Source organism: Photobacterium kasasachensis (genome assembly GCF_050336885.1).
GTDB lineage: Bacteria > Pseudomonadota > Gammaproteobacteria > Enterobacterales > Vibrionaceae > Photobacterium > Photobacterium kasasachensis.
Map to the genome: position 1 here is coordinate 146,637 of NZ_JAKJSH010000005.1, position 20,020 is coordinate 166,656.

Consider the following 20,020-nt stretch of genomic DNA (forward strand, 5'->3'; position numbering starts at 1 on the left):
GAGAGTTAATTGTCAGGAGATATGAGATGAAAGTTGCAGTATTAGGTGCCTCAGGCTGGATCGGTAGCCACATTGTTAACGAAGCGAAAGCGCGAGGCCATGAGGTGATCGCTCTTGTACGAGATACCAGCAAAGTTGATGATGCGGGTGTTGAAGTACGCCAGTTTGATTTACTGGATGCCAGTGCCGATCTGGCCAAAGCAACCAAAGATGTGGATGTGGTTATCTCGGCTATTGGTGGACGTGCAGCCGGTAACCATGAGATTGTGAGGAACACGGCTGAAAAACTTCTTACTCAACTTCCTGTTGTCGGGGTCAAGCGGTTGCTTTGGGTCGGTGGTGCCGGTTCTTTGGAAGTTGCACCGGGTGTTGAGCTGGTAACTGTTCCCGATTTCCCGGCGGAATATAAAGATGAAGCCATCGCAATGGGCGAGGCGCTAAAGGTATTTCGTACAACGAGTAGTGATCTTAACTGGACATTTGTCAGCCCAGCAGCCGAGATTTTCCCAGGTGAAAAAGAAGGGCCTTATCGCGTTGGGGGCGAGCAACTGTTGGCTGATGAACAGGGAGCAAGCCGCATTTCCGTGAGTGATTATGCTGTCGCTATGATTGACGAGCTAGAGGCAGGCAAGTATCCAAACCAGCGTATTGGTGTGGCTTACTAGATTACGCATATTTGCTGTCATGTTTAGCCTGTACATACAAAAACGCCTCCCAAAAGGGAGGCGTCGATGGTTAATTGCAGGCAGGATTAACCAAATAGATAGGTATAGAGGTAACCTGCTCCGATTGCCATACCGAGGATAACGGTAAGGAATGCGGCTATCATTTGGTTTTTGAAGATAGATTTTAGCAAGATAACTTCGGTTAAGCTTGCCCCCGCGCTGCCGATGATCAGTGCCATTACCGAGCCAAGAGCCATCCCTTTCTGTACCAACGCAGCACTTAGCGGAATAACAGCTTCTGCGCGAATGTACAGTGGAATACCAATGACCGCAGCAACAGGAATTGCATACCAGTTAGCGGCACCCGCATATTTTGCAATCATGTCCGTCGGAATGAAGCCGTAAATGAACGAGCCAAGTAAGATACCCGCAAGCAAGTAAGGAAATACTTGTTTGAAGTCCTTCCATGTTGCACGCCATACACGCATCCAACGACTTTCTTCTTTGACGGTTAGCACCGCTTCGCCACACGCATTGACTTCGACTGATGCGCTTGAATCACAGCATGATGTTGTTGCCGGTGTTGATTTTGTAGCGCAACTTGATACTGCCGCAGGCTTGGTATCACCACAAGAAGATGCAGGAGCTGCCTCACCGCAAGATGTACCACAGCTAGAGCCGCTATCTGCTGTCTCATAAGCTTCTTTTCGCACATATCGCTCGAAGCCCAGTTTTTCCAGTACGAAACCTGCTGTTACCGATACCACCATTGCAACAAGGAAATAGAAAACCGCGACTTTGACACCGAAGGTCACGACGAACAGACCGATAATGACAGGGTTTAGTAATGGGCTGCCAAACAGGAATACCATCATCGGGCCAAAACCTGCGCGGGCTCGGAGCAGACCTTTCAGGAAAGGGATCGTCGAGCAAGAACAGAATGGCGTAATTGCACCCAGCAGTGCTGCAATCACATACCCTTTGCCTTTGCGCGAGCTTAGGATCGACTGAATTTTCTCGGGAGTCAGGAACTCCTGCAAAATACCAACCAGATAGCTGACGACAAGAAAGAGAATGGTTAGCTCTGCGGCTAGGAACACAAACATGTCTGCCGCTTCTTTTATCATCGTAATAATTTCAGGACTCATAACCGTTGCCTTGTAAGAAAGAATGTTTCGACATGTGTGGAAATATAGAGTCAAGGCAGGCAACTGTCAATACGTTATTTCTAGATTTATCGAATTAAACGATGTGATAGATTTAATGCATTGAATATAAAGGAGTTATTATTTTGGTGGTTTTGACAGTCAGCGCCGATAATAGAGGTGATGCACTCTATATGCCTATAGAAAGCGAAAGGGCTGCTGGGTTAAAGGCAGCCCTTTCTCGAGAAGTTCTAGCAGTAAGAGTCTTTTTTAAGTGATGCTGTTGAACTGTGGGCAAAGGGTGAACAACTAGCTGCGAATAAGCCCCTGTATTTGGCTATTCTTTGCCGATTGTTCGAAGTTTGACAGATTGGGAAATAAGGCCTTTATGCTGGATTGCTTAGTACCAAACCACAAGGCAAGTTGCTCGTAAAGCGCGTCTATCGGTGTGGTCGGGATTAATACGCCATCTCCTACATCCAGCGGGTTATCTTTACCCAAAGCCAATGAAGGGTAATTCCCAAAGACTTGGCCGCCATTAACAGGCTCTCCCATTACCAGGGTATTGCCTCCCCAGCCATGGTCGGTACCGTTGCCATTTGAGGTGAGAGTACGGCCGAAATCAGAACCGGTAAAGGTGATTACTTTGTCTGCAAGGTCTAGTTTATCCAGAGCAAGCTGGAACTCACCAAGTGCTTTGCTCAATATATTTAGCATTCTTGCGTGGTTGTTTAGCAGCTCGTCATGGTGGTCCCAACCGATATAGCGCAGAAAATAAGTCTGCTGCTGTTGTCCGAGCGAGTCGGCAGCCTTGATTGATTGCACTACTTTTCTAAGCTGCTGGGATAGTGCTGTATCTGAAAACGAAGTCGGAACCGGTATTTTATCTGTCGCTCTACTGAATTTTTCATGTTGGGCCTGCGCTTCTCTCGTGATCGAGAGGTATGACTGTTTTAGTGGATCGCCCCTGTAGTTGAAGTTCAATGATTTCTCAAAGCTATCGAGTAGTACATTGTTCAGTGGTGTTTTGTCTTTGTTGACTATTAGCCCGACACTGCCGTCCTGAGTAATTGAGTAGTGCGAAGACAAAATACCATTTTGCATGATATTGCTGCCCGAGAGCGAGATATTCATCGGGATTTGATCAACAGCGCGGTTGGGTTGGAGGGCATCGGCAAAGTAGCCAAACCAGCCTCGGTTGATACGCAGTTCGTGCCTGGCTGTTTGCCAGTGCTTAAATTGATCGGAGTGGGATAACAGCCCCAAAGGCAGTTTCGCTTCACCGCTATAGAACTGATCTTTGGTAACGGGTTCTATCATTGGCCCCGTGTTGGCAACGAAAGCCAGCTTTTTTTGTTTAAACAGTTGTTGTACATCGCGCATACTTCCGTGCACGCCAAATGTCCTGCTCTGACTGTCCTGGTAACCATCAAGTGACAGCAGTTGTTGTTTGCCAAGGGCAAGGTTGCTTCTACTGGCTTGATATTCTTTGTAGTGCTTTGAGGAGGTAGGAACCAGCATATTGTAGCTGTCATTTCCACCGTCTAGCATAATGAATACCAAGGCTTTTTTGCTTGGCTTGATGTTAATCGCTTTCGCTTTATTAGCCTGCGGGGCTGCATAGCTTGGTGCTGCCCCCGAGAGCATCATGCTGGCACCGGCTGCGGCGGCACTGGCTTTGATAAAGCCTCTTCGAGAGATTTGTTTATCGATCATGGTTAGGCCTCCAGAACCGTGAACTCAGGTGAAATACTAATAAGAAAAACGATAGTTTCGACGACCCAGTCTGGGTGATCCCGGTATGTTGAAAATGCAGCTTTAATTTGCGGTTTAGTCGGTAAGTTCGTTTTTCCGGTTAAAATCAGGCTAAGTTCGTCGATTAGCATGTCATGGTTAGCGGGATTGGCAGCCAGTTCTATTTCTTGTTTGAAGTCGAACTTCAATCTGTCTTGTGTGTTTGCAGAGAGTGTGTCGATATCGAGTTCAGCAACGTTATTAATTCCAGGTTGTGAGCTGATTGCAGTGCTGACAGCTGGCAAGTAAGCACCAAAGAACCAATAGTACATCAGGTTTACGTGTGCAATGGATGTTGCAGAAGTATGCAGCTCGAACTCGGGAGCGAGCAGTTTCATCTTTTCAATTGGCCCATGCGGGGTATAGTCGGGTTTGTAGAAATTGAAAACAGTCGGTGATGATAGAGGATGCTGGGCCAACTGGTCCTGAATGTCGTCGCCAATCATCCAGTAGCGCCCCGACTCATTAGTTGCATTAAACGCCCGCAGTAACTGAGTGATACGTAATACAGGAGATTTCAGCTTCTGTGACTGGATTAATTTGCCGTCTTGTACTTGGCTAGCAGCAAAGCGTTTGCTTCCTACCGGGTGCTTGAGAGGAAAGGTCAGTACTTCTTCGACCGCTGCTTTGAGGTTACCGGTTTTGCCGAAACGTCTGGCAACAGATTCAATATACTCCGGGCTAGGGTTCGATGTAACCAGTTGGTTGATGAGCTTTCTGGCAATGAACGGTGCCGTACTCGGGTGGGCAACAAGACGCTCGACAACCTCACGAATTTCTTGCTGACCGGGCTGGTTACCGGCAAGTTTGATGTGATTGCCCAACAGAGACTTGGGGGCTCGGTCATGGTAAGCCTCGTCGACTGACATTGGTTTGGTCATTTCGACAAAAGGTACGGTTTTGTAGGTTTTTTCTATACCGTCCTCGAAGCTGACTTCATAGCCGTTAAAGTCACTGTTCCAAAAACTGTTGGTCCATTCAAACTGGTAGCTGTGTGCTTTCAGCCCTGTAAATACACGGGCTAATTCTTTGATATCTCTGTTGTCATAGGTTGGGATGGGTGCTCCCGATGCATCGAGTTTACGTGCGCCGTCAAGGTTGAGCTCATACAGGCCTATTGAGAACAACTGCATAATTTCGCGAGCATAGTTTTCATCCGGATGAATATTTGCACTCGGATCCGCTTTTCTGTTGTTCATATGAGAGAGGTACACGCCCATGCAAGGGTGCATCGAAACATCATAGAGAAGATCGACATAACTGCCGAACGCGTGGTTGTAGAGCAGGTCGTAGTAACTGGCCATACCGACAGCATCTAGCTCCAGGGATGAGTTGTCGGAGATCACCAGGATTTCACTTAATGCTTGGGCAACCCGCTGTCGCAGCAGGTGTTCCTGGTTGCCGAGGGTTTGCTGCCACCAGGCCATGTGAAAATACCACTTGTAAGGGAGAGCCGGGTTATTGCCGTCACCATCAATGGCCTTTTGGCCATGTTTGTTAACAAGCCTTTGGCGGAAATATTGCCATATTTCCTTTGTCTGGTTCTGATAGGTGTTGGATTGGGCTACTGGTGCCTCAAATTCTTTCTGGAGCCATTTTTTGATCCCAATTTTTGATACCTGATCGATCAATTGCTTGTCTGCGCCGAGGGTGGCTTGCATTAAGAAACGGCTAACCTTGGATGGACTATCTGTCATTTTTATCTCCGCTTTATGCCTTATCAGGCGAGCGTTATTCATTGTTGATTAACAAAGGTAATTTTGTTGTAGGGCAGGTATTGTTGATTATGGTAACTGCCACGCCACCTCGCTACCGAAGCGCTTGGTTTGACGCCATTTGCGTTTTAGGCTGTTGCTGGTCGAGTAATACCGGTTGACGAAATTATTCAAACCAGTTTCGAGTTCGCTGACAGTCATTTTTCCGGGCTGGTAGACGACATTATTACCGTCATATTTAGACCAGTCTTTGGTCAGGATCCTGCCTTGCTCGTCCAGTTCATTGAACAAGGGCGTGCCCGGGAAGGGGATCATTATCGTTGGGTGACAGACGTCGAGCTCTACGTCATGAATATAGTCCCAAGTGTCGTTGAAGATGGATGTCTCGTGTTCGTCAAAACCGAAAATCATGCATGAGTCTACGACGATGTTGTGATCGTGAAGCTTGCGAATATAATCGGCTGATTTATGGATGTTATTGAACCCCTTGGAAGCCTCTTTGAGTGCTGATTTCGATGGCGTCTCCAGTCCTACAAGCAGGTACCATAAACCGCTTCGAGATGCCGCGCTCAGTAGTTCGTCATCATCGGCAAAACGCAGGTTGGTTTCGGCTACCCAGTGTATATTCAGCTGTGTCAGCGCTTCGAATAACTCAAGGCAGTAATCTCGATCAGATGTTAGGTTATCTGCCTTTAGCTCAAAGACTTTCTGACCGCTCTTTTTGATCTCATCCACGATGTGACCGATTGGGCGGTAGGTTTGCCTTTCAAAGAAGCGAGGAACCGTGCAATAGTGACACTTGAAGCGGCAGCCTCTGGACACCATGACAGACCATACCCCGTTATAGACATCAGGCGTAATGATGTTCGTCGGATAGGGCGTCAGGCTAGATAGATCTTGCAGCTGTGTTGCTTCATAGACAGCTTTTAGCTTATTGGCGGAGACGTCTGCCAGAATCTCGTCCCAGAGCAAATCTGATTCGCCTTTGATAACAGCATGAGCATGTTGCAAGGCTTCTGTCATCATGAAAGAAGGGTGCAGCCCACCGAGGATCACCTTGATGCCTTGTCTCATGAAGCTATCGGCAAGTTCATAGCCGCGATAGGCGTCAGGTGTCGACATGTAGATAACAACAAGATCACTATCAATTTTGTTCGGCACTTTCATGCCTGACGTTTCGTCGTACATCTCTATTTTTGCCTTACCTTGCAGTGCGGCAGCCGCAGAAAAGATATTCTGAGGTGGTGAGCCCTGGTACTTTTTATAGGATTTGAAGTAGTTATCCTGGCTAGCTTTAATCAAAGTAACTTTCATGATGATATTTCCTGTTATGAACGCCAGCTATTGCCGATAAGCAGAGAAATCGCAACGGACAGGCCCAGCCCGATAAGTACATTAGCTGTGCTAAGTCCCCAGATAGCGACACAGACAGCAACAGTAACCATTGCCCAGATAAGTGTTTCAAGAATCCAAGTACCCATCTTTAAACCTCTTCGATAATGCGATATCAACAGAATATAAGAGGGTTGGTTAACATTTGGTTACCGCTTGCCAGGCCCTCAGAGAGCTGGATTTTAAGACTGGCTCGAAGTCGTCAGGCACAATCCAACAACCCCAAATACGGTGAGAATAATTGAAATAGTTTTCCAGAAGCTCAGTGTTTCATTGAACAAAAAATAAGAAATCAACGTAATCATCAGCAGCCCGATACCCATGAATAAGGCAAGTAGGCTGCCAAGGTCAAAGAAGGTCATTGCTCGGCCAAACATCCAGAAAGACACCACCGAACACAGCCACATTGCCAAACCGATATAACTGGTGGGCGGAAGTTTCAGGCTGAATTTAAGTAATACGACTGAACAGACGAAGAATAGCTCTGATGCGGCAAGGTATATCCAGCTTGAAGTAAACATCACACATTATTTCCTAGTGAATTGAAATCATTATTTGGGCTGTATTGGTATCGCTGGTTGAACTGTTGCTCGGGTAAGACTCCATGTCATAGCGATATGTTCTGTTCAAATTGAAGCGATTTATTTTGTCCCAACATGCAGCAACTTGTGGTGAGTGGCGTTGATTAACGTTGAAAATGGCGTAGCTGTGTCTGGGCACGGTAAGGGTGTCAAGGTCGGCTGGGATATCTGCATATTCTGATACCCGGTAAGCAAGAAAAACTGAAATATAGCCTTTGGGTAAGGGCGAATAGTCAGAATAAATAATGTAGACGCTGTTATTCACCTTGTTTTTAATGCCTATGGTCTTGGCGTTTCGGGCATACGCTTGCCAAGCGTTGGAAAGCTCTCGAGTAAATAGCTTGTTGTTTACATCAACTTTCTTTTCTATTCCGACAAAATGCATGGTCGGTTGTGTGGTAACTGTATATTGTGATGTTGCCTCAGTACTGGCGGGGAGTTGCAAAGGCAGAGGGTTGGCTTTTCTCGCTAAGGGATGGTTAATACCCAGAGCTGACTCTATGAATAGTTTGATGTTCGTGATTGGATAAGAATTCCCCCAGGTTGATTCGACAAGTAAGAAAACGAGCAGAGCTGAGAGTCCCAAAGAAAGCGGAGCAAGTAAGTGGCGATACATAAGGAAAGCCTCAAAATATGTGTATCGCCAGCTTAAAGAGGGAAGGGTTAATTTTAGGTTAACTTTAATGGCCCGGGCTGAAATTGTCAGGTGCTGAAGTTAACGGTTACCTTGAAAGTGTCTGCTTGGGGTTGAGTTTCGAAATGCCAGTGTTGTTTGGCGCATATTTTCTCGACTAGATAGAGGCCAACGCCGAAGCTTGTGCTTTCAACATCTGCAGTGTTATCTATGGTATCTGTCGTGGTGTTCTCGATGGATAACGAAGAGCCAGACAGTTTGATTTTGATTGTGTCTTGTTGCGAATGCTGAATAGCATTTCGGATTAAATTAACGACAACGATTCGTACCAGCTCATGAACCTGATCTTTTAGGAGCTGGCCAGTGATGCCTTCTATGCTTATTGCTATTGTTTTGTCACCAGCCAGATAGTCAAGTTCTTGAACGACGTCATCAACCATTTGATGGAGGTCGATATTGTCGATTGCTAGATCATGATGATTGTCACGTGAAATCCAAAGCAAGGTGGTAATGAGACTGTGCATATTGGCCGATGAGCGAGTAATCCTGCCGATCGCCCGCTGAACACTGGGTTTTGCGTCTTGTACAATACGTTCGAGCATCTCAGCACTTGCCGATATTATCGTAACGGGAGTACGCATTTCATGGCTGGCCGCCCGGAGAAAAAACTCTTCTCGTTCGACGACTTCTTTTTGTTTTTTAACACTGCTCGATAGCTGATCGGCAAGCTGCCCGAACTCAGAGTAGCGCAAATCTTGTGTTTTCGGGGGATCTTCGGTATTCAGAGTTTGAGCCCAGCTTAGAAGCCGGAAGACGGGTTGGGTCAGGCGATTGATTAGCACTCTGACGATGAGAAAAACGATGATGACCAAGATACCGGCAACGATACCGATCAGGCGGTTGTTTGACTGGGATGTGTTATGTTCTTCAAAGATGTTATAGAGAATGTTTTCATCGTATTGGGAAACGACATACAAAGTCTGCTCGGATGCTGAAAACGGGTGCATCATTGCATAGAGATATTGTCCGCTCTGCTCAGACGTTGGGTAGAGGTATCCTTCGTAGATGGTATCTGGCGCAAAGTTTTCCCAATCAAGTTGAACCCTATATTTTTCAGGGATTTGAGCAAGGTCGGTATAGACTTGAAATGTCTCTGCATTCTGAAAGACCGGTAATTTCCCGCTGGAGGTATACTCTCGTTCAAGCAAGGAAATCTCATACATAAAAACGTACTTTTCTGTCTCAACCATCCCCATTAAGTAGCTTTGATTCATTAGCAGGCTGTATATCGTAGCCAGTACCAATGCCAACCCACATAGAAATAGGTAAATATCTCGTTTAATACTTGGCATGTCGATTACTCTCTCAGGGCGATGCCGACACCGTGGACAGTGTGAATGAGTGGGAAGGGAAAAGGTTTGTCGATCTGCTGGCGAAGCTTGTGTAGATGGACTTTGAGACTATCCGCGCTAGGAAGGTCATCTCCCCAGACGTTTTTTTCTATCTCGTGCTTCGACACTACGTTCGGAGAGTGCTGCATCAGACAAACAAGTATTTTCCAGCATACTGGTGACAAGGATACGGGATGCCCTGCACGTGTTACTTCATGTTTGTCTATATCAATCGATAGATCAGCGACACTCAGTTTCTGAACTGTTCCGTGTGTTCTTCTTACCAGAGCTTGAATGCGCATTTTTAACTCAGCCATTGCGAAAGGCTTGACGAGATAGTCATCCGTCCCGGCCGAGAACCCTTTGAGTTTATCCTCCAGCGTGTCTCTTGCCGTCAACATGAGGATGGGGGTGCTGATCCCTTTTTGCCTTAATTGCTGACATACTGTCAGCCCATCCATTTTGGGCATGGAAATGTCCAGAAGAATAATGTCATAGCTGTTTTCAAGCGCGAGAGTGAGCCCGGCAGCACCATGGTAGGCAAAGTCGAACTCAATTCCGTCCAACTCCATGTAGTCACTGATGGCTTCTGCCAGATCTTTATCATCTTCAATGATGAGAGCTTCAATTGTCATCCGTTTATTCCTTGAACGAGCTCGGTATGTTTATAGGGAATGATAATAGTGAGTTTATCATGGCTGTTTGAGTGATTTAGTGCCTTTATTTTTGCTTATGGCTATCGGCTTAAGGCTAGCGCGTTGATGGTTAACGAATGGTTATCTTTCATGTTGCCACAGAGGGGAGGAAGATGGTTATGCTGTGTTTACTTATCCTGTTTTTCATAGCTTGTGGAGCAATGTCTATTTATGCGGTGAATAAATTCAATACAAATTGATGAATATGTGATAACTATTCTTTATCTCCGTCACTAAATGATTACAATTGCACAGCATTTAAGTGATTACTGAGGCTATTGTGACAACGCTTAAGGACACCGTAGGGCAACTCCACAGACAATTACTGAACTCTGGCTTGGATGAGTTAAGCCGGATCTCGATTGCTTTGCTTGACGAGGAGCATATTCGTACATATGTCGACTCAACGGTGGGAAGTATTCCCCTTAGCCACCATAGCAAAAGGCTCAGTACATCGCTGTCATTGACTCAATTGGTACAGAGCGGAAAATCCAGAATTGTCGATGACTATAGCTGTTACCTGAAAGGAAAAACGGACCGGGCCAATGCATGGTTGATAAAAAACAAACTGCTGTCATCTTATACAATTCCTGTCTTCTTTAGTGGTGATTTTCTTGGCTTTATATTCTTTAACTCAAAGAGAAAATCATACTTTGACGAACAAATGCTGGCGTTGTTGAGGGATGCCGTTGAAGAGATACAAACAGGTATCTATCAAGAAAGGATTATGTTCGACAAGATAGTGTCGCTGAGCCAGTTTGCTGATAAAGCTTCTGAGATCAGGGACAAAGGGACTGCGCTGCACTGTCTTCGGTTGATGGAATTAACTCGTATTATATCTTCCCATGTCGCCAACACTGTCGAGATTACAGACCGGGAAATGTATTACCTCATCAAGTTTTCTCCGTTGCACGATATCGGCAAGATAGGCATTCCCGATAACATACTGCTGAAAGCAGGGCCTTTAACGCCTGATGAGTATGCTGTCATGAAGCGGCATGTTGAGTATGGCCTGGAAATGGTCAATGCTGTTTGCGACAGTAAAGTCAGGCAGCATGATGCTTATCAGATGATCCACCATATTATTGGTGCCCATCATGAAATGCTTGATGGTTCCGGGTATCCGAATGGGGTAGAAGCAGGTGATATTAATATCTTTTCTCGCATTGTTACTGTAGCGGATATATTTGATGCTCTGACCAGTGAGCGACCCTATAAAAAAGCATGGTCGGTTGATGAAGCGCTTTATGAGCTAAATGAAATGGTCCAAAAGAATAAACTTGATCCGCTTTGTGTAGAAGCATTGATGCTTTACTTCGACAATCGAGACGAAGAAAATACTACGGCCATAAATCTTGATGATAAATGTGTTATTTCTGCCTGATAATTTCTTCTTGGAAGTAAAGTTAAATATAAAAACGGCATGTCCGGGATAGTGATATGCCGTGAAATTATTAATCTGTAAACACTTTGAAGTGACTGGAAATATTGCTTGGTGATGTGGTTTTATAACCAAGCACATATATAAACTACGGGAGTTTAGGTAGTAACTATTGATAAATTACAGGTAGGAATTCCATTTTTTGCTTTTATCAAGATAGGGAGGAAGCGGGCTGGAAGTTGAGAAAACCCATTGATTGTGCTCCCATTTGGCGACGAATTTCTCTAATTCGTCTACGTTGCGTCCTGTGCCGCGTAGTACTTTCCCACCGCAATCCGGGCACGGTTTTAAGTCAGACTGGGCAGATGCCATAGCCGTACGGTTACACTTAGAGCAAACGGTTACCGCCTTGTGCTGACCAATATGAATGTATGCATTTGGTTTTATTTGCTTTACCGGATCTTTAGAGTGAATGCAGCGAACAGTGGCCAAGTTGCTTTTTCTCACTTTATTAGAAGTGGCAACGTTGTCCTTTTTATTTTTCTTATTTGTGCGACCAAATAGCTTTGATAGCATATTGCATCCCTTGCATAGTCTGTCAGTTAATACTTTATATCTGCCCAAGATTTTGTATTTTAAGTAAAAATGCTTATTTAGCTTATCTCTGGCTAGGCTAAATAAGCATATGGTAGCGTTTAAACCTGTCGTCAATTTAATGCTGGGCTCTCTTTATCTGCTTAAAATAGTATCAACAATTCACATTATGGTGCAATGATAAATTACTCATTTCATTGAAAAATAGATTTGTGACGAAAAAGTATTTATTCCATGCTGTTTAATAATGATGTTTAGTGATGTTATTCTAAATATATAAAAAATAATAAGAAATATAGGTTAATGCCATATAGGCCTATAATGTGTAGAGTAGTTGCTGGGCGTCATCACGCAACGAGGCGAATACTATGCCTGTGCTTACTGTTTATCCTCCGACTGAACAACAGCTCCATCCGGTAAAAGTGTGGACCACTGATATTGATGTGCAGACTGGCGAGCAGCTTAAAAGAACCGCTTCTTTGCCGTTCATTTATCATCATGTTGCCGGAATGCCTGATGTCCACCTGGGTAAAGGGGCGACAATTGGCAGCGTTATTTCGACGGTGAAAGCGATCATACCCGCCGCCGTCGGTGTCGATATAGGTTGCGGCATCAATGCTGCTCGTCTGTCGCTGACAGCCTCGGATCTACCCGATAATCTCAAAGAGCTCCGCTACGCAATTGAGTCAGTTATTCCGGTGGGACCGGGCCATGAGCACCAGACTGCCAAGATCAGGGGAGATTCTGAATTGGCCAAAGGGCTGGACAAGATCATGCAGAAAAATCCGGAGTTACGAAAAATGATTAAACCGGGGCGCTGGGCATATCAAGCAGGCACGTTGGGAGGAGGAAACCACTTTTTCGAACTCTGTCTCGATGAGTCGGATAACCTCTGGGTAATGTTACATTCTGGCAGCCGGGGAATTGGCAATGCGATTGGTCGCTATTTTATTGCCCAGGCCAAACGGGATATGGAGCGGCATCATATTCACTTGCCTGATGCAGATTTGGCTTATTTCCAGGAAGGTGCTCGTTATTATCACGGTTACATCGAGGCGGTGAGCTGGGCACAGGAATATGCTCGTATAAACCGTGAACTGATGATGAAGGCTACGCTTCGGATCCTCGCTCGTTACCTGCCAGACTTTTCAGTAACCCAAGAAGCGATTAACTGCCACCATAACTATATTGAACGTGAAGTGCATTTTGGCCGAGAAGTATGGGTAACCCGTAAAGGAGCGATTCGGGCTGCGATGGGGGATTTGGGGGTGATCCCCGGCAGTATGGGCACCTGCTCTTACGTTGTGCGCGGAAAAGGCAATCCGGAGTCATTTTTCAGCTGTAGCCATGGCGCTGGTCGAAGGATGTCTCGCACTCAGGCGAAAAAGCAATACACGGTGCAAGATCTGAGAGAACAGACAGCCGGTGTTGAGTGCCGTAAAGACAAAGGTGTGATAGATGAGATCCCACAAGCATACAAGGATATAGATACGGTAATGAAAAACCAGAGTGACCTGGTTGAGGTGGTCCATGCCCTGCGACAGATAGTCAATATCAAGGGTTAATTATACTTATAACAAAGGCTGGTTACTCGACCGTCAAGTGATAGCGGAGCTGGTTATGGTATTACCGCAGCAGCAACTTTCATATACGCAAGGCGTGGATCATCTATTTCAAACATTATTAAAGCAGCATGAGCGAGTTCTGTTGTTCGGTCCGACAGGTGCCGGTAAAAGCTATATGGCGGCCGAATTGGCAAGGCGATTGAGTGCTGCTGATCAGTCGTGTGTATGCCTCAGTGCAGATCCCGGGTCACCGAAGTTCGGTGTGCCGGCGGCGGTTAACATCGGTATCTGGAAAGGTGACCAGTGGCGGTTAGCTGACTTTGAAGCTTTGTGTAGCCTGGATGCTGCACGTTTTCGTTTACCGCTGGCAGAGGCGGTGAGTCGTTTGCTGTTAAGAACCACCATAAAGCACTCCTTGCTTATTGATGCTCCAGGGATGACCAGGGGAGTGGCGGCGGCAGAGTTGCTAACTACTTTGATAAACCTGACGGCTGCAACGGTACTGGTTGTATTGGATGACAATCAGGACGGCTCAATTGATCTGGAGCCCGAGATTGGCAGTATCAACCTCCCTGTTATATGGATTTCAAGTTCAGAAGATGCCCGAGCTCCCGGCCGATTTCAGCGTTTAACGTGGCGTACACAACTGTGGGATTCCTATATGGACGGTGCGGAGGAAACCATTTTATCGATTGATAGCGTTGCTGTGTTGGGTACGCCTCCTCCGATTGAAGAACCGGAAAAATGGTGTGGCCGATTGATCAGCCTGAGTGATGAAGACGGATTGATCAGCATGGGCGAAGTGCTCGAACTGGAGAAGGAGAACGTTAGGTTACGGTGTCACGTTGTGGGGCGTTTGCCCTCTCAGCTATTGTTGCGTGACGCATGGCATTTACCGGGGCAAAAGTTGGTGACTGCCAATCACTGGAAGAAGGCAAAATCAGATACAACTGCATTTAAAGGCTCTTCGTTAGTGTACCCATCAGATCATCGAGAGTCAGTTAGCTGCACTCAGATCCGCCGCAGGGATATCACAGCGGAACTGGTAAATAGCCTGTTCGAAGATCCACTGTTATTGCTCAAAACCAACTGGAGTCGGCGCTGCCTGCTGTTTGATCTTGGCAATACCTCACGGCTCCCCATGCGCCACACTCATAATGTCAGCCATATCTTCATTACGCATGCCCACTTTGATCACATTGGTGGCTTCATGGGATTGCTTCGGGTTCGGCTGGGCGCACCCGCCTCTTGCACCCTATATGGCCCACCGGGCTTGGCACGACATATTACCGGTATGCTTAGCGGTATCTTGTGGGATCGTATTGGTGATAACGGTCCAGAGTTTAATATTGCCGAGCTGCATGGAGAAACGTTGCGCAGATTTCGCATCAAAGCCGGATTGGAGAAAATTGTTGCGATGCCAGACAGGCGTGTGAAGGACGGTATTATTCACCAGGAAGAGCGTTTTTTGGTACGCGCCGTCGAGCTGGATCATGGTACGCCTGTGCTGGCTTATGCTTACGAGCCTGTGTCTGCTGTTGTTGTCAGTGAAGAAGCTCTCTCAGAGCTTGAGTTACAGCCTGGCCCCTGGTTAGGCAAACTCAAGTACGCCTATATGGCGGGTGATCATGGACTCTCCGTTACATTACCTAACGGAGAAAACCGGCTGGTAGGGTATCTGGCAAGTCAACTGCTTTATAAGCAGGCAGGTAAAAAGCTCGTATATGCCACAGATCTTGCCGATACGATCCAAAATAGGGACAAGCTGATAGCTTTGGCACGCAATGCAGGCACACTGATATGTGAAGCTTCATTTTCCCGGGATGATCAGTTTCGGGCAGTCAATAACGGTCATTTGACGACTACTGCATGCGGTGAAATCGCCGCTGCAGCCGATGTTGAGCAGTTAATGCCGTTCCACTTTTCACGTCGTTATGAAGGTGATCCTGAAAGAATGTATCGCGAAATAGAAGATGTTTTTTCGCGGGTTGTCAGAATTTCCTGACCACCTTTGTTACAGAGTTCTCAGGCCGTGACCTGAATGACGCTCAACGGCCTAAAAATGCGTAGTGGTGCTACTTGTCAGCTGTGCCAATAATCAGCAGTATCAATTAGTTACTGAGCTTAATCCTTGCAAAGTGGCTATTGGCTTGGCTGATATTGATAGCGCTTAATTCAATGCTGGAGCGTAATAAGCACTTAGAGATATCAATACCAAACTCAGCCAGCACACTGCCCGAAAGCTTAGGGGTTATAGGAGCGTAGCTTAGCACCACCTGACGAAGAATATTACTTACCACAAAGCAGGTGTTTTTCACATGTTGGCTATCTTGTCCTTTGCTGATAAGCCAAGGTGTTCGCTGGTGAAAGAAAGTATTCAGCTGATCAAGGATTTGTTTCAGGACTAAAGTGGCCTGATATAAATCATATCCCTTGTAACAATGAATGGCTCTTTCAAGCTCTGAGTGGCAGGATGCCAACAGCTGCTTACATCCATCATCGAGGGTATGTTTGATGGTTTTCTCTAATTGGCCATCAAAGTACTTCAATACCAGGGTGTTATTTCTCTTCACCAGATTGGCAAGGTTATTGGCAAGATCGGCATTAACTACCTCGGTCAGTTCTTCGCTGGCGACATTGCCATCGCGGAAAAGGGGTTTCTGCCTTACCAGCGCATAGCGAAGACCATCAGAGCTAAGCTGGTGGCTGAAGGTATTGGGGTTAACCGTTGTTTCCGGGTTAGATTTTGATATTTTTAGCCCGTTTATTGTCCACCAACCATGAACCACCAGTTTTTCAGGTAAAGGCAGATCAAGAGCGAGCAAGAAGGCTGGCCAATATAACGCGTGAAACTTAAGGATGTCTTTTCCCAATACATGGACAGTTTGAGATATTGATTGGTTAGCGTTACCTGTTTGCTGGATAGCGGTGATATAACTGAATAAAGCATCAATCCAGACATACACCGTGTGCTCGTTATTGTTAGGGACTTTGATCCCCCATGCGTTGTTAATTCTGGATACCGAGAGATCTTCCAGCGGGCCTTCCTGAAGCAATGAAACAATAGAATCTTGAAAATGTTTAGGGGTAATGAGATCAGGGTGTGTCAGATAGTATTCCAGCAATCGCTGGCGGTATTTTTCCAACCGGAACAGATACGTCTCTTCTTCAACCGTTTCGACTTCCCTTTTATGAACCGGGCACAGGTTACTTTCCAACTCTCGAGGAGAGTAAAATTGCTCGCAGGCAACACAGTATTGCCCTGAGTATTTTCCCAGATAGATATCGTTATTCTCGAATAATTGTTGCCACACAGCGCTGATATGATCTTTATGCTCTTGCTGGGTTGTTCGAATGAAAATATCGGGATGAATATCCAGTTCCGGCCATAACCCCGAGAAAACAGCGGCTTTAGTATCAACAAACTCAGTGACCTCTATACCTGCTGATTGTGCCGTAGTAGCGATTTTCAGTCCGTGTTCATCGGTACCGGTAATGAATATATTTTGCTGCCCTGATAGTTGCCTGAAGCGATGGAAAATGTCGGCAATGATCCCACTATAGGCGTGGCCGAGATGCGGATCGCCATTGGCGTAGAAAATAGGGGTGGTTACAAAAGATGTCATCAGTGTGTCTCCTTGGGTTAACTTTCAAAACCGGAAGGGAACAGACACCTATTTTGCCAACGAACCATTCCAGTTTGTGATGATTGGAATGGTGTTGCTTTTATGGTTTGTTAGAACAAGCAGCCCATCCCTCGCAGCATTCGCTGTGAAGGCATGTGCATCATTGAAGTTTGGCGCAAAATTTTCTCGTTCATGTTCTTTAAGCTATCAGACGCTTAAATGTCATACAACTATTATGTTACTGATTTCTTATTAATTTGATGAAGTTGCACTAGTGTAAAGAAACAAAGTATGAGGTAGAAGTAAGCCTTTCATTTTATATGTTTTTAAATTTAATTGTGTGATTTTTCACCACTTAGTAGCGATTAATCCGCATGGATTATTTATTATTGACTGATTTAACATTATATTAACCTTTCTTGGTTAGACATGGATGTAGTACCTATGAAATTTTCTATCGCCAGAAAGCTGAGGATTAGCTTTTTGTTGATTACCGCACTGTTTTTATGTGCAGCGGTTATCCTTTACCAACAAATCAAGCAAGTCGAAGACAATGCCCACTACCTGCTCAATGAGGATTTGCCGACGGTGGATGCCAGCCGCTCGCTTCAGCAGTCTGCGCAGTCATCCTTATTGGTGCTGCAGGCCTATATGCTGCAGGGCGGGGATGAAGCCTCCGGTCAGGCTCTTAGGCAGCAGCTCACAGATACCTTTGCCCTTGTTGAACGCCAGTTAGCCGAGCTGAAGAGCCATTTAACCGATGAACAGTATGACAAGGTGGGGCAGAGCTGGCAGGCACTGATGGAAAGTGAGCAGGCTATCGTTGATATTAGCCATACGCCAGACAACCTCCCGGCTCATGCCCTGATGCTCAACGAGGTCGCCCCTATTGCCGAAGTAGCGCTTGATCAGCTGCAAGGGTTAATCAACGAAGAAGAGAACAATGCATTCGGTGGTGAGCGGAAAAGGCTCATGAAGCTTTATGCTGATAGCTATACCTCGCTTTCGAACGCGCTGGGTGCACTGCGTGATTATCTGTTTGACGGTAATCAGGATCATCTTGATAAGTACAAAGAGCTGATGACGAAGCATTCCAAGTCGGTTGCCGAAGTCAATAATCATCTGGTATTGCTCAGCGATAGCGATTTAAGCCTGTGGCAGATCTTTGAGGAGATGCAGAAGATGTATCTGCCGCTAGCCGAGCAGGTGATTATCTTGCGTCAGTCACCGGAATGGAACAAAGCCAACTATTTGATGGCGCAGCAGACCGGACCTGCGGCAGCGCAGTTTACCGAGCTTCTTGATGCCGTCGTGGTTGCTCAGCAGAACAATGCCCAACAAGGCGGTATAGCTATCAGCGATAGTGTGTCGCGGGTGATCACCACTTTGATAGCGGTGGCGATTATTGCTTGTGTCTGTTCGCTACTTGTTGCGACTTGGTTGGGACGGAGCATTGGCTCGAGACTCACTCTGGTCGGCCAGAGGGCCGAAGAGATTTCCCACGGTAACTTCTCCGGGGAAGCGCTTGAAAACAAAGGCGATGATGAGATTGCTTCGTTGGTGGGTGCAGTAAATCGTATGACAGCATCGTTGTCGGCGTTGGTAACCGGAGTTACGGACAAGGCCAAAGACGTTGATTCAAGTATGAACCGATTGCTGGAGAACAATAGCAGTACCGCGAACGAGGCAACGAATCAGGCCGAGAAAATTCGCTCAATGGCAACGGCGATTGAGGAAATGTCGGTAACAGCCAGTGAAACGGCGCAGCATACTCAGGCGGCATCGGATGATCTGAAGCACTCTTCACAGCTGCTTGGTAACGGTGAAAAAGCCTTAGAGCAAAACCAGCAGACGGTGGGTGAGCTTAACGCCCTTATCGGCCGGGCAAGCGAAATGGTTCAGCATCTGAGTAACGAGAGTGATCGCATCGAGCGAGTCACAGAAGTAATTGAGAGTGTTGCTGAACAAACTAACTTGTTGGCGCTTAATGCTGCGATAGAGGCTGCGAGGGCCGGAGAGCAGGGTAGGGGGTTTGCCGTGGTTGCCGATGAGGTTCGATTGCTGGCACAACGCACCACGGAATCTACGACTGAAATCAACGCGATTGTTGATGCAATTCAAACCTCGACCGGGCAAGTGGTCAAGGTGATCAGTGAGAGTCAGTCGCTGGTCAAGGCAGGCACTGAACACACCGCGCAGGCCAATACCATGCTGCAAGACACTATTCGCTATATGGACGATGTGGCTGACAAAGTCAGTGATATGACGACCGCGACCGAGCAGCAATCTGATGTATCTCAATCGCTGGCAGATTTAGTGCACCAGTTGTCTGATTCGGCTGCCGATGTGTCGAGCAATTGCGATAGCGCCAATCAGACTTCGCAGGCGATCAAGGCTCAGGTGGATGATCTCAATCAGGAGATGCGAAAGTTTTCGGTTTAGGTGGTGTGTAGGTTAGTAGCAAGAGTGCCTTCCTTGTGGAGGGCGCAACTGCCAAATAATGCTATGTTGCTCAAGGTTTAATCATATAAACGGAGTTTTTGAAAATCTGCTTTACAAGCAACAGCTAGCCTCGTATCATGCGCCGCACTTACGGAGAGATGGCTGAGTGGTTGAAAGCACCGGTCTTGAAAACCGGCATACGTTTGTAGCGTATCTAGGGTTCAAATCCCTATCTCTCCGCCAAACTCAAAAAAAGCCAGCTTAATTGCTGGCTTTTTTACATCTGTTGCTTGGTAAAGAATGAGATAGGGTGAAGAAGCCTGGATGAGGGTTCACCTGAGCGAAGCGAAAGCACATCGGCTCTGCCGATAGCCCGAAGGGCGCGAGCTTGCGAGCAGTA

The 20,020-nt window shown here is 46.4% G+C and carries 16 protein-coding genes and 1 tRNA gene; 6 read left to right on the top strand and 11 right to left on the bottom strand.

What is annotated here, in order from left to right; all coding sequences use genetic code 11:
* Positions 1–26 precede the first annotated feature (26 nt).
* Positions 27–665: an NAD(P)-dependent oxidoreductase gene (locus L4D19_RS05090; protein WP_428451515.1), complete on the top strand. Its 639-nt coding sequence runs from the start codon at positions 27–29 to the stop codon at positions 663–665.
* An 86-nt stretch (positions 666–751) separates the two neighbouring features.
* Here the strand turns inward: L4D19_RS05090 and L4D19_RS05095 are convergent, their stop codons facing one another.
* The 9 genes from L4D19_RS05095 to L4D19_RS05135 form a co-directional block, all read right to left on the bottom strand.
* Complete coding sequence (locus L4D19_RS05095) at positions 752–1,813, bottom strand: permease (protein ID WP_428451516.1); 1,062 nt, start codon at positions 1,811–1,813, stop codon at positions 752–754.
* 306 nt (positions 1,814–2,119) lie between these two features.
* The gene (locus tag L4D19_RS05100; protein ID WP_428451517.1) at positions 2,120–3,526 is read right to left on the bottom strand and encodes a DUF1501 domain-containing protein; all 1,407 of its coding nucleotides are present in this window, start codon (positions 3,524–3,526) and stop codon (positions 2,120–2,122) included.
* Between the two features lie 2 nt (positions 3,527–3,528).
* The gene (locus L4D19_RS05105) at positions 3,529–5,301 is read right to left on the bottom strand and encodes a DUF1800 domain-containing protein (protein WP_428451518.1); all 1,773 of its coding nucleotides are present in this window, start codon (positions 5,299–5,301) and stop codon (positions 3,529–3,531) included.
* Positions 5,302–5,388: 87 nt separating this feature from the next.
* Positions 5,389–6,633, bottom strand: a complete 1,245-nt coding sequence (locus L4D19_RS05110; protein WP_428451519.1) for a B12-binding domain-containing radical SAM protein — start codon at positions 6,631–6,633, stop codon at positions 5,389–5,391.
* Between the two features lie 14 nt (positions 6,634–6,647).
* Positions 6,648–6,800: a hypothetical protein gene (locus L4D19_RS05115; protein ID WP_239412380.1), complete on the bottom strand. Its 153-nt coding sequence runs from the start codon at positions 6,798–6,800 to the stop codon at positions 6,648–6,650.
* A 93-nt stretch (positions 6,801–6,893) separates the two neighbouring features.
* Positions 6,894–7,232 (bottom strand): DMT family transporter, encoded by a 339-nt coding sequence (locus tag L4D19_RS05120; protein WP_428451968.1) that lies wholly within the window; start codon positions 7,230–7,232, stop codon positions 6,894–6,896.
* 13 nt (positions 7,233–7,245) lie between these two features.
* Positions 7,246–7,908 (bottom strand): GyrI-like domain-containing protein, encoded by a 663-nt coding sequence (locus L4D19_RS05125; RefSeq protein ID WP_428451520.1) that lies wholly within the window; start codon positions 7,906–7,908, stop codon positions 7,246–7,248.
* Positions 7,909–7,994: 86 nt separating this feature from the next.
* Complete coding sequence (locus L4D19_RS05130) at positions 7,995–9,278, bottom strand: sensor histidine kinase (RefSeq protein WP_428451521.1); 1,284 nt, start codon at positions 9,276–9,278, stop codon at positions 7,995–7,997.
* 5 nt (positions 9,279–9,283) lie between these two features.
* A complete protein-coding gene (locus tag L4D19_RS05135) occupies positions 9,284–9,952 on the bottom strand; it encodes a response regulator transcription factor (RefSeq protein WP_428451522.1) in 669 nt (222 codons plus the stop codon).
* 340 nt (positions 9,953–10,292) lie between these two features.
* On the opposite strand from L4D19_RS05135, the gene L4D19_RS05140 reads away from it, so the two are divergent.
* Positions 10,293–11,396 (top strand): HD-GYP domain-containing protein, encoded by a 1,104-nt coding sequence (locus L4D19_RS05140; RefSeq protein WP_428451523.1) that lies wholly within the window; start codon positions 10,293–10,295, stop codon positions 11,394–11,396.
* Positions 11,397–11,573: 177 nt separating this feature from the next.
* Here L4D19_RS05140 and L4D19_RS05145 read toward each other — a convergent pair whose 3' ends face one another.
* A complete protein-coding gene (locus L4D19_RS05145; RefSeq protein WP_428451524.1) occupies positions 11,574–11,969 on the bottom strand; it encodes a hypothetical protein in 396 nt (131 codons plus the stop codon).
* A gap of 386 nt (positions 11,970–12,355) precedes the next feature.
* Here L4D19_RS05145 and L4D19_RS05150 point away from each other — a divergent pair, with 386 nt between their 5' ends.
* Both L4D19_RS05150 and L4D19_RS05155 read left to right on the top strand, forming a co-directional pair.
* Positions 12,356–13,552, top strand: coding sequence for an RtcB family protein (locus tag L4D19_RS05150; RefSeq protein WP_428451525.1), 1,197 nt, complete (start codon positions 12,356–12,358; stop codon positions 13,550–13,552).
* Positions 13,553–13,607: 55 nt separating this feature from the next.
* Entirely contained in the window at positions 13,608–15,557 is a 1,950-nt protein-coding gene (locus L4D19_RS05155) for a Clp1/GlmU family protein (RefSeq protein WP_428451526.1), read from the top strand.
* A gap of 106 nt (positions 15,558–15,663) precedes the next feature.
* Here the strand turns inward: L4D19_RS05155 and metG are convergent, their stop codons facing one another.
* Complete coding sequence (metG, locus tag L4D19_RS05160) at positions 15,664–17,178, bottom strand: methionine--tRNA ligase (RefSeq protein WP_428451527.1); 1,515 nt, start codon at positions 17,176–17,178, stop codon at positions 15,664–15,666.
* Positions 17,179–17,622: 444 nt separating this feature from the next.
* Here metG and L4D19_RS05165 point away from each other — a divergent pair, with 444 nt between their 5' ends.
* On the top strand, positions 17,623–19,620 hold the full coding sequence (locus L4D19_RS05165; RefSeq protein ID WP_428451528.1) for a methyl-accepting chemotaxis protein: 1,998 nt from the start codon (positions 17,623–17,625) through the stop codon (positions 19,618–19,620).
* A 152-nt stretch (positions 19,621–19,772) separates the two neighbouring features.
* A tRNA-Ser gene (locus tag L4D19_RS05170) sits at positions 19,773–19,863 on the top strand.
* Positions 19,864–20,020: the final 157 nt, after the last annotated feature.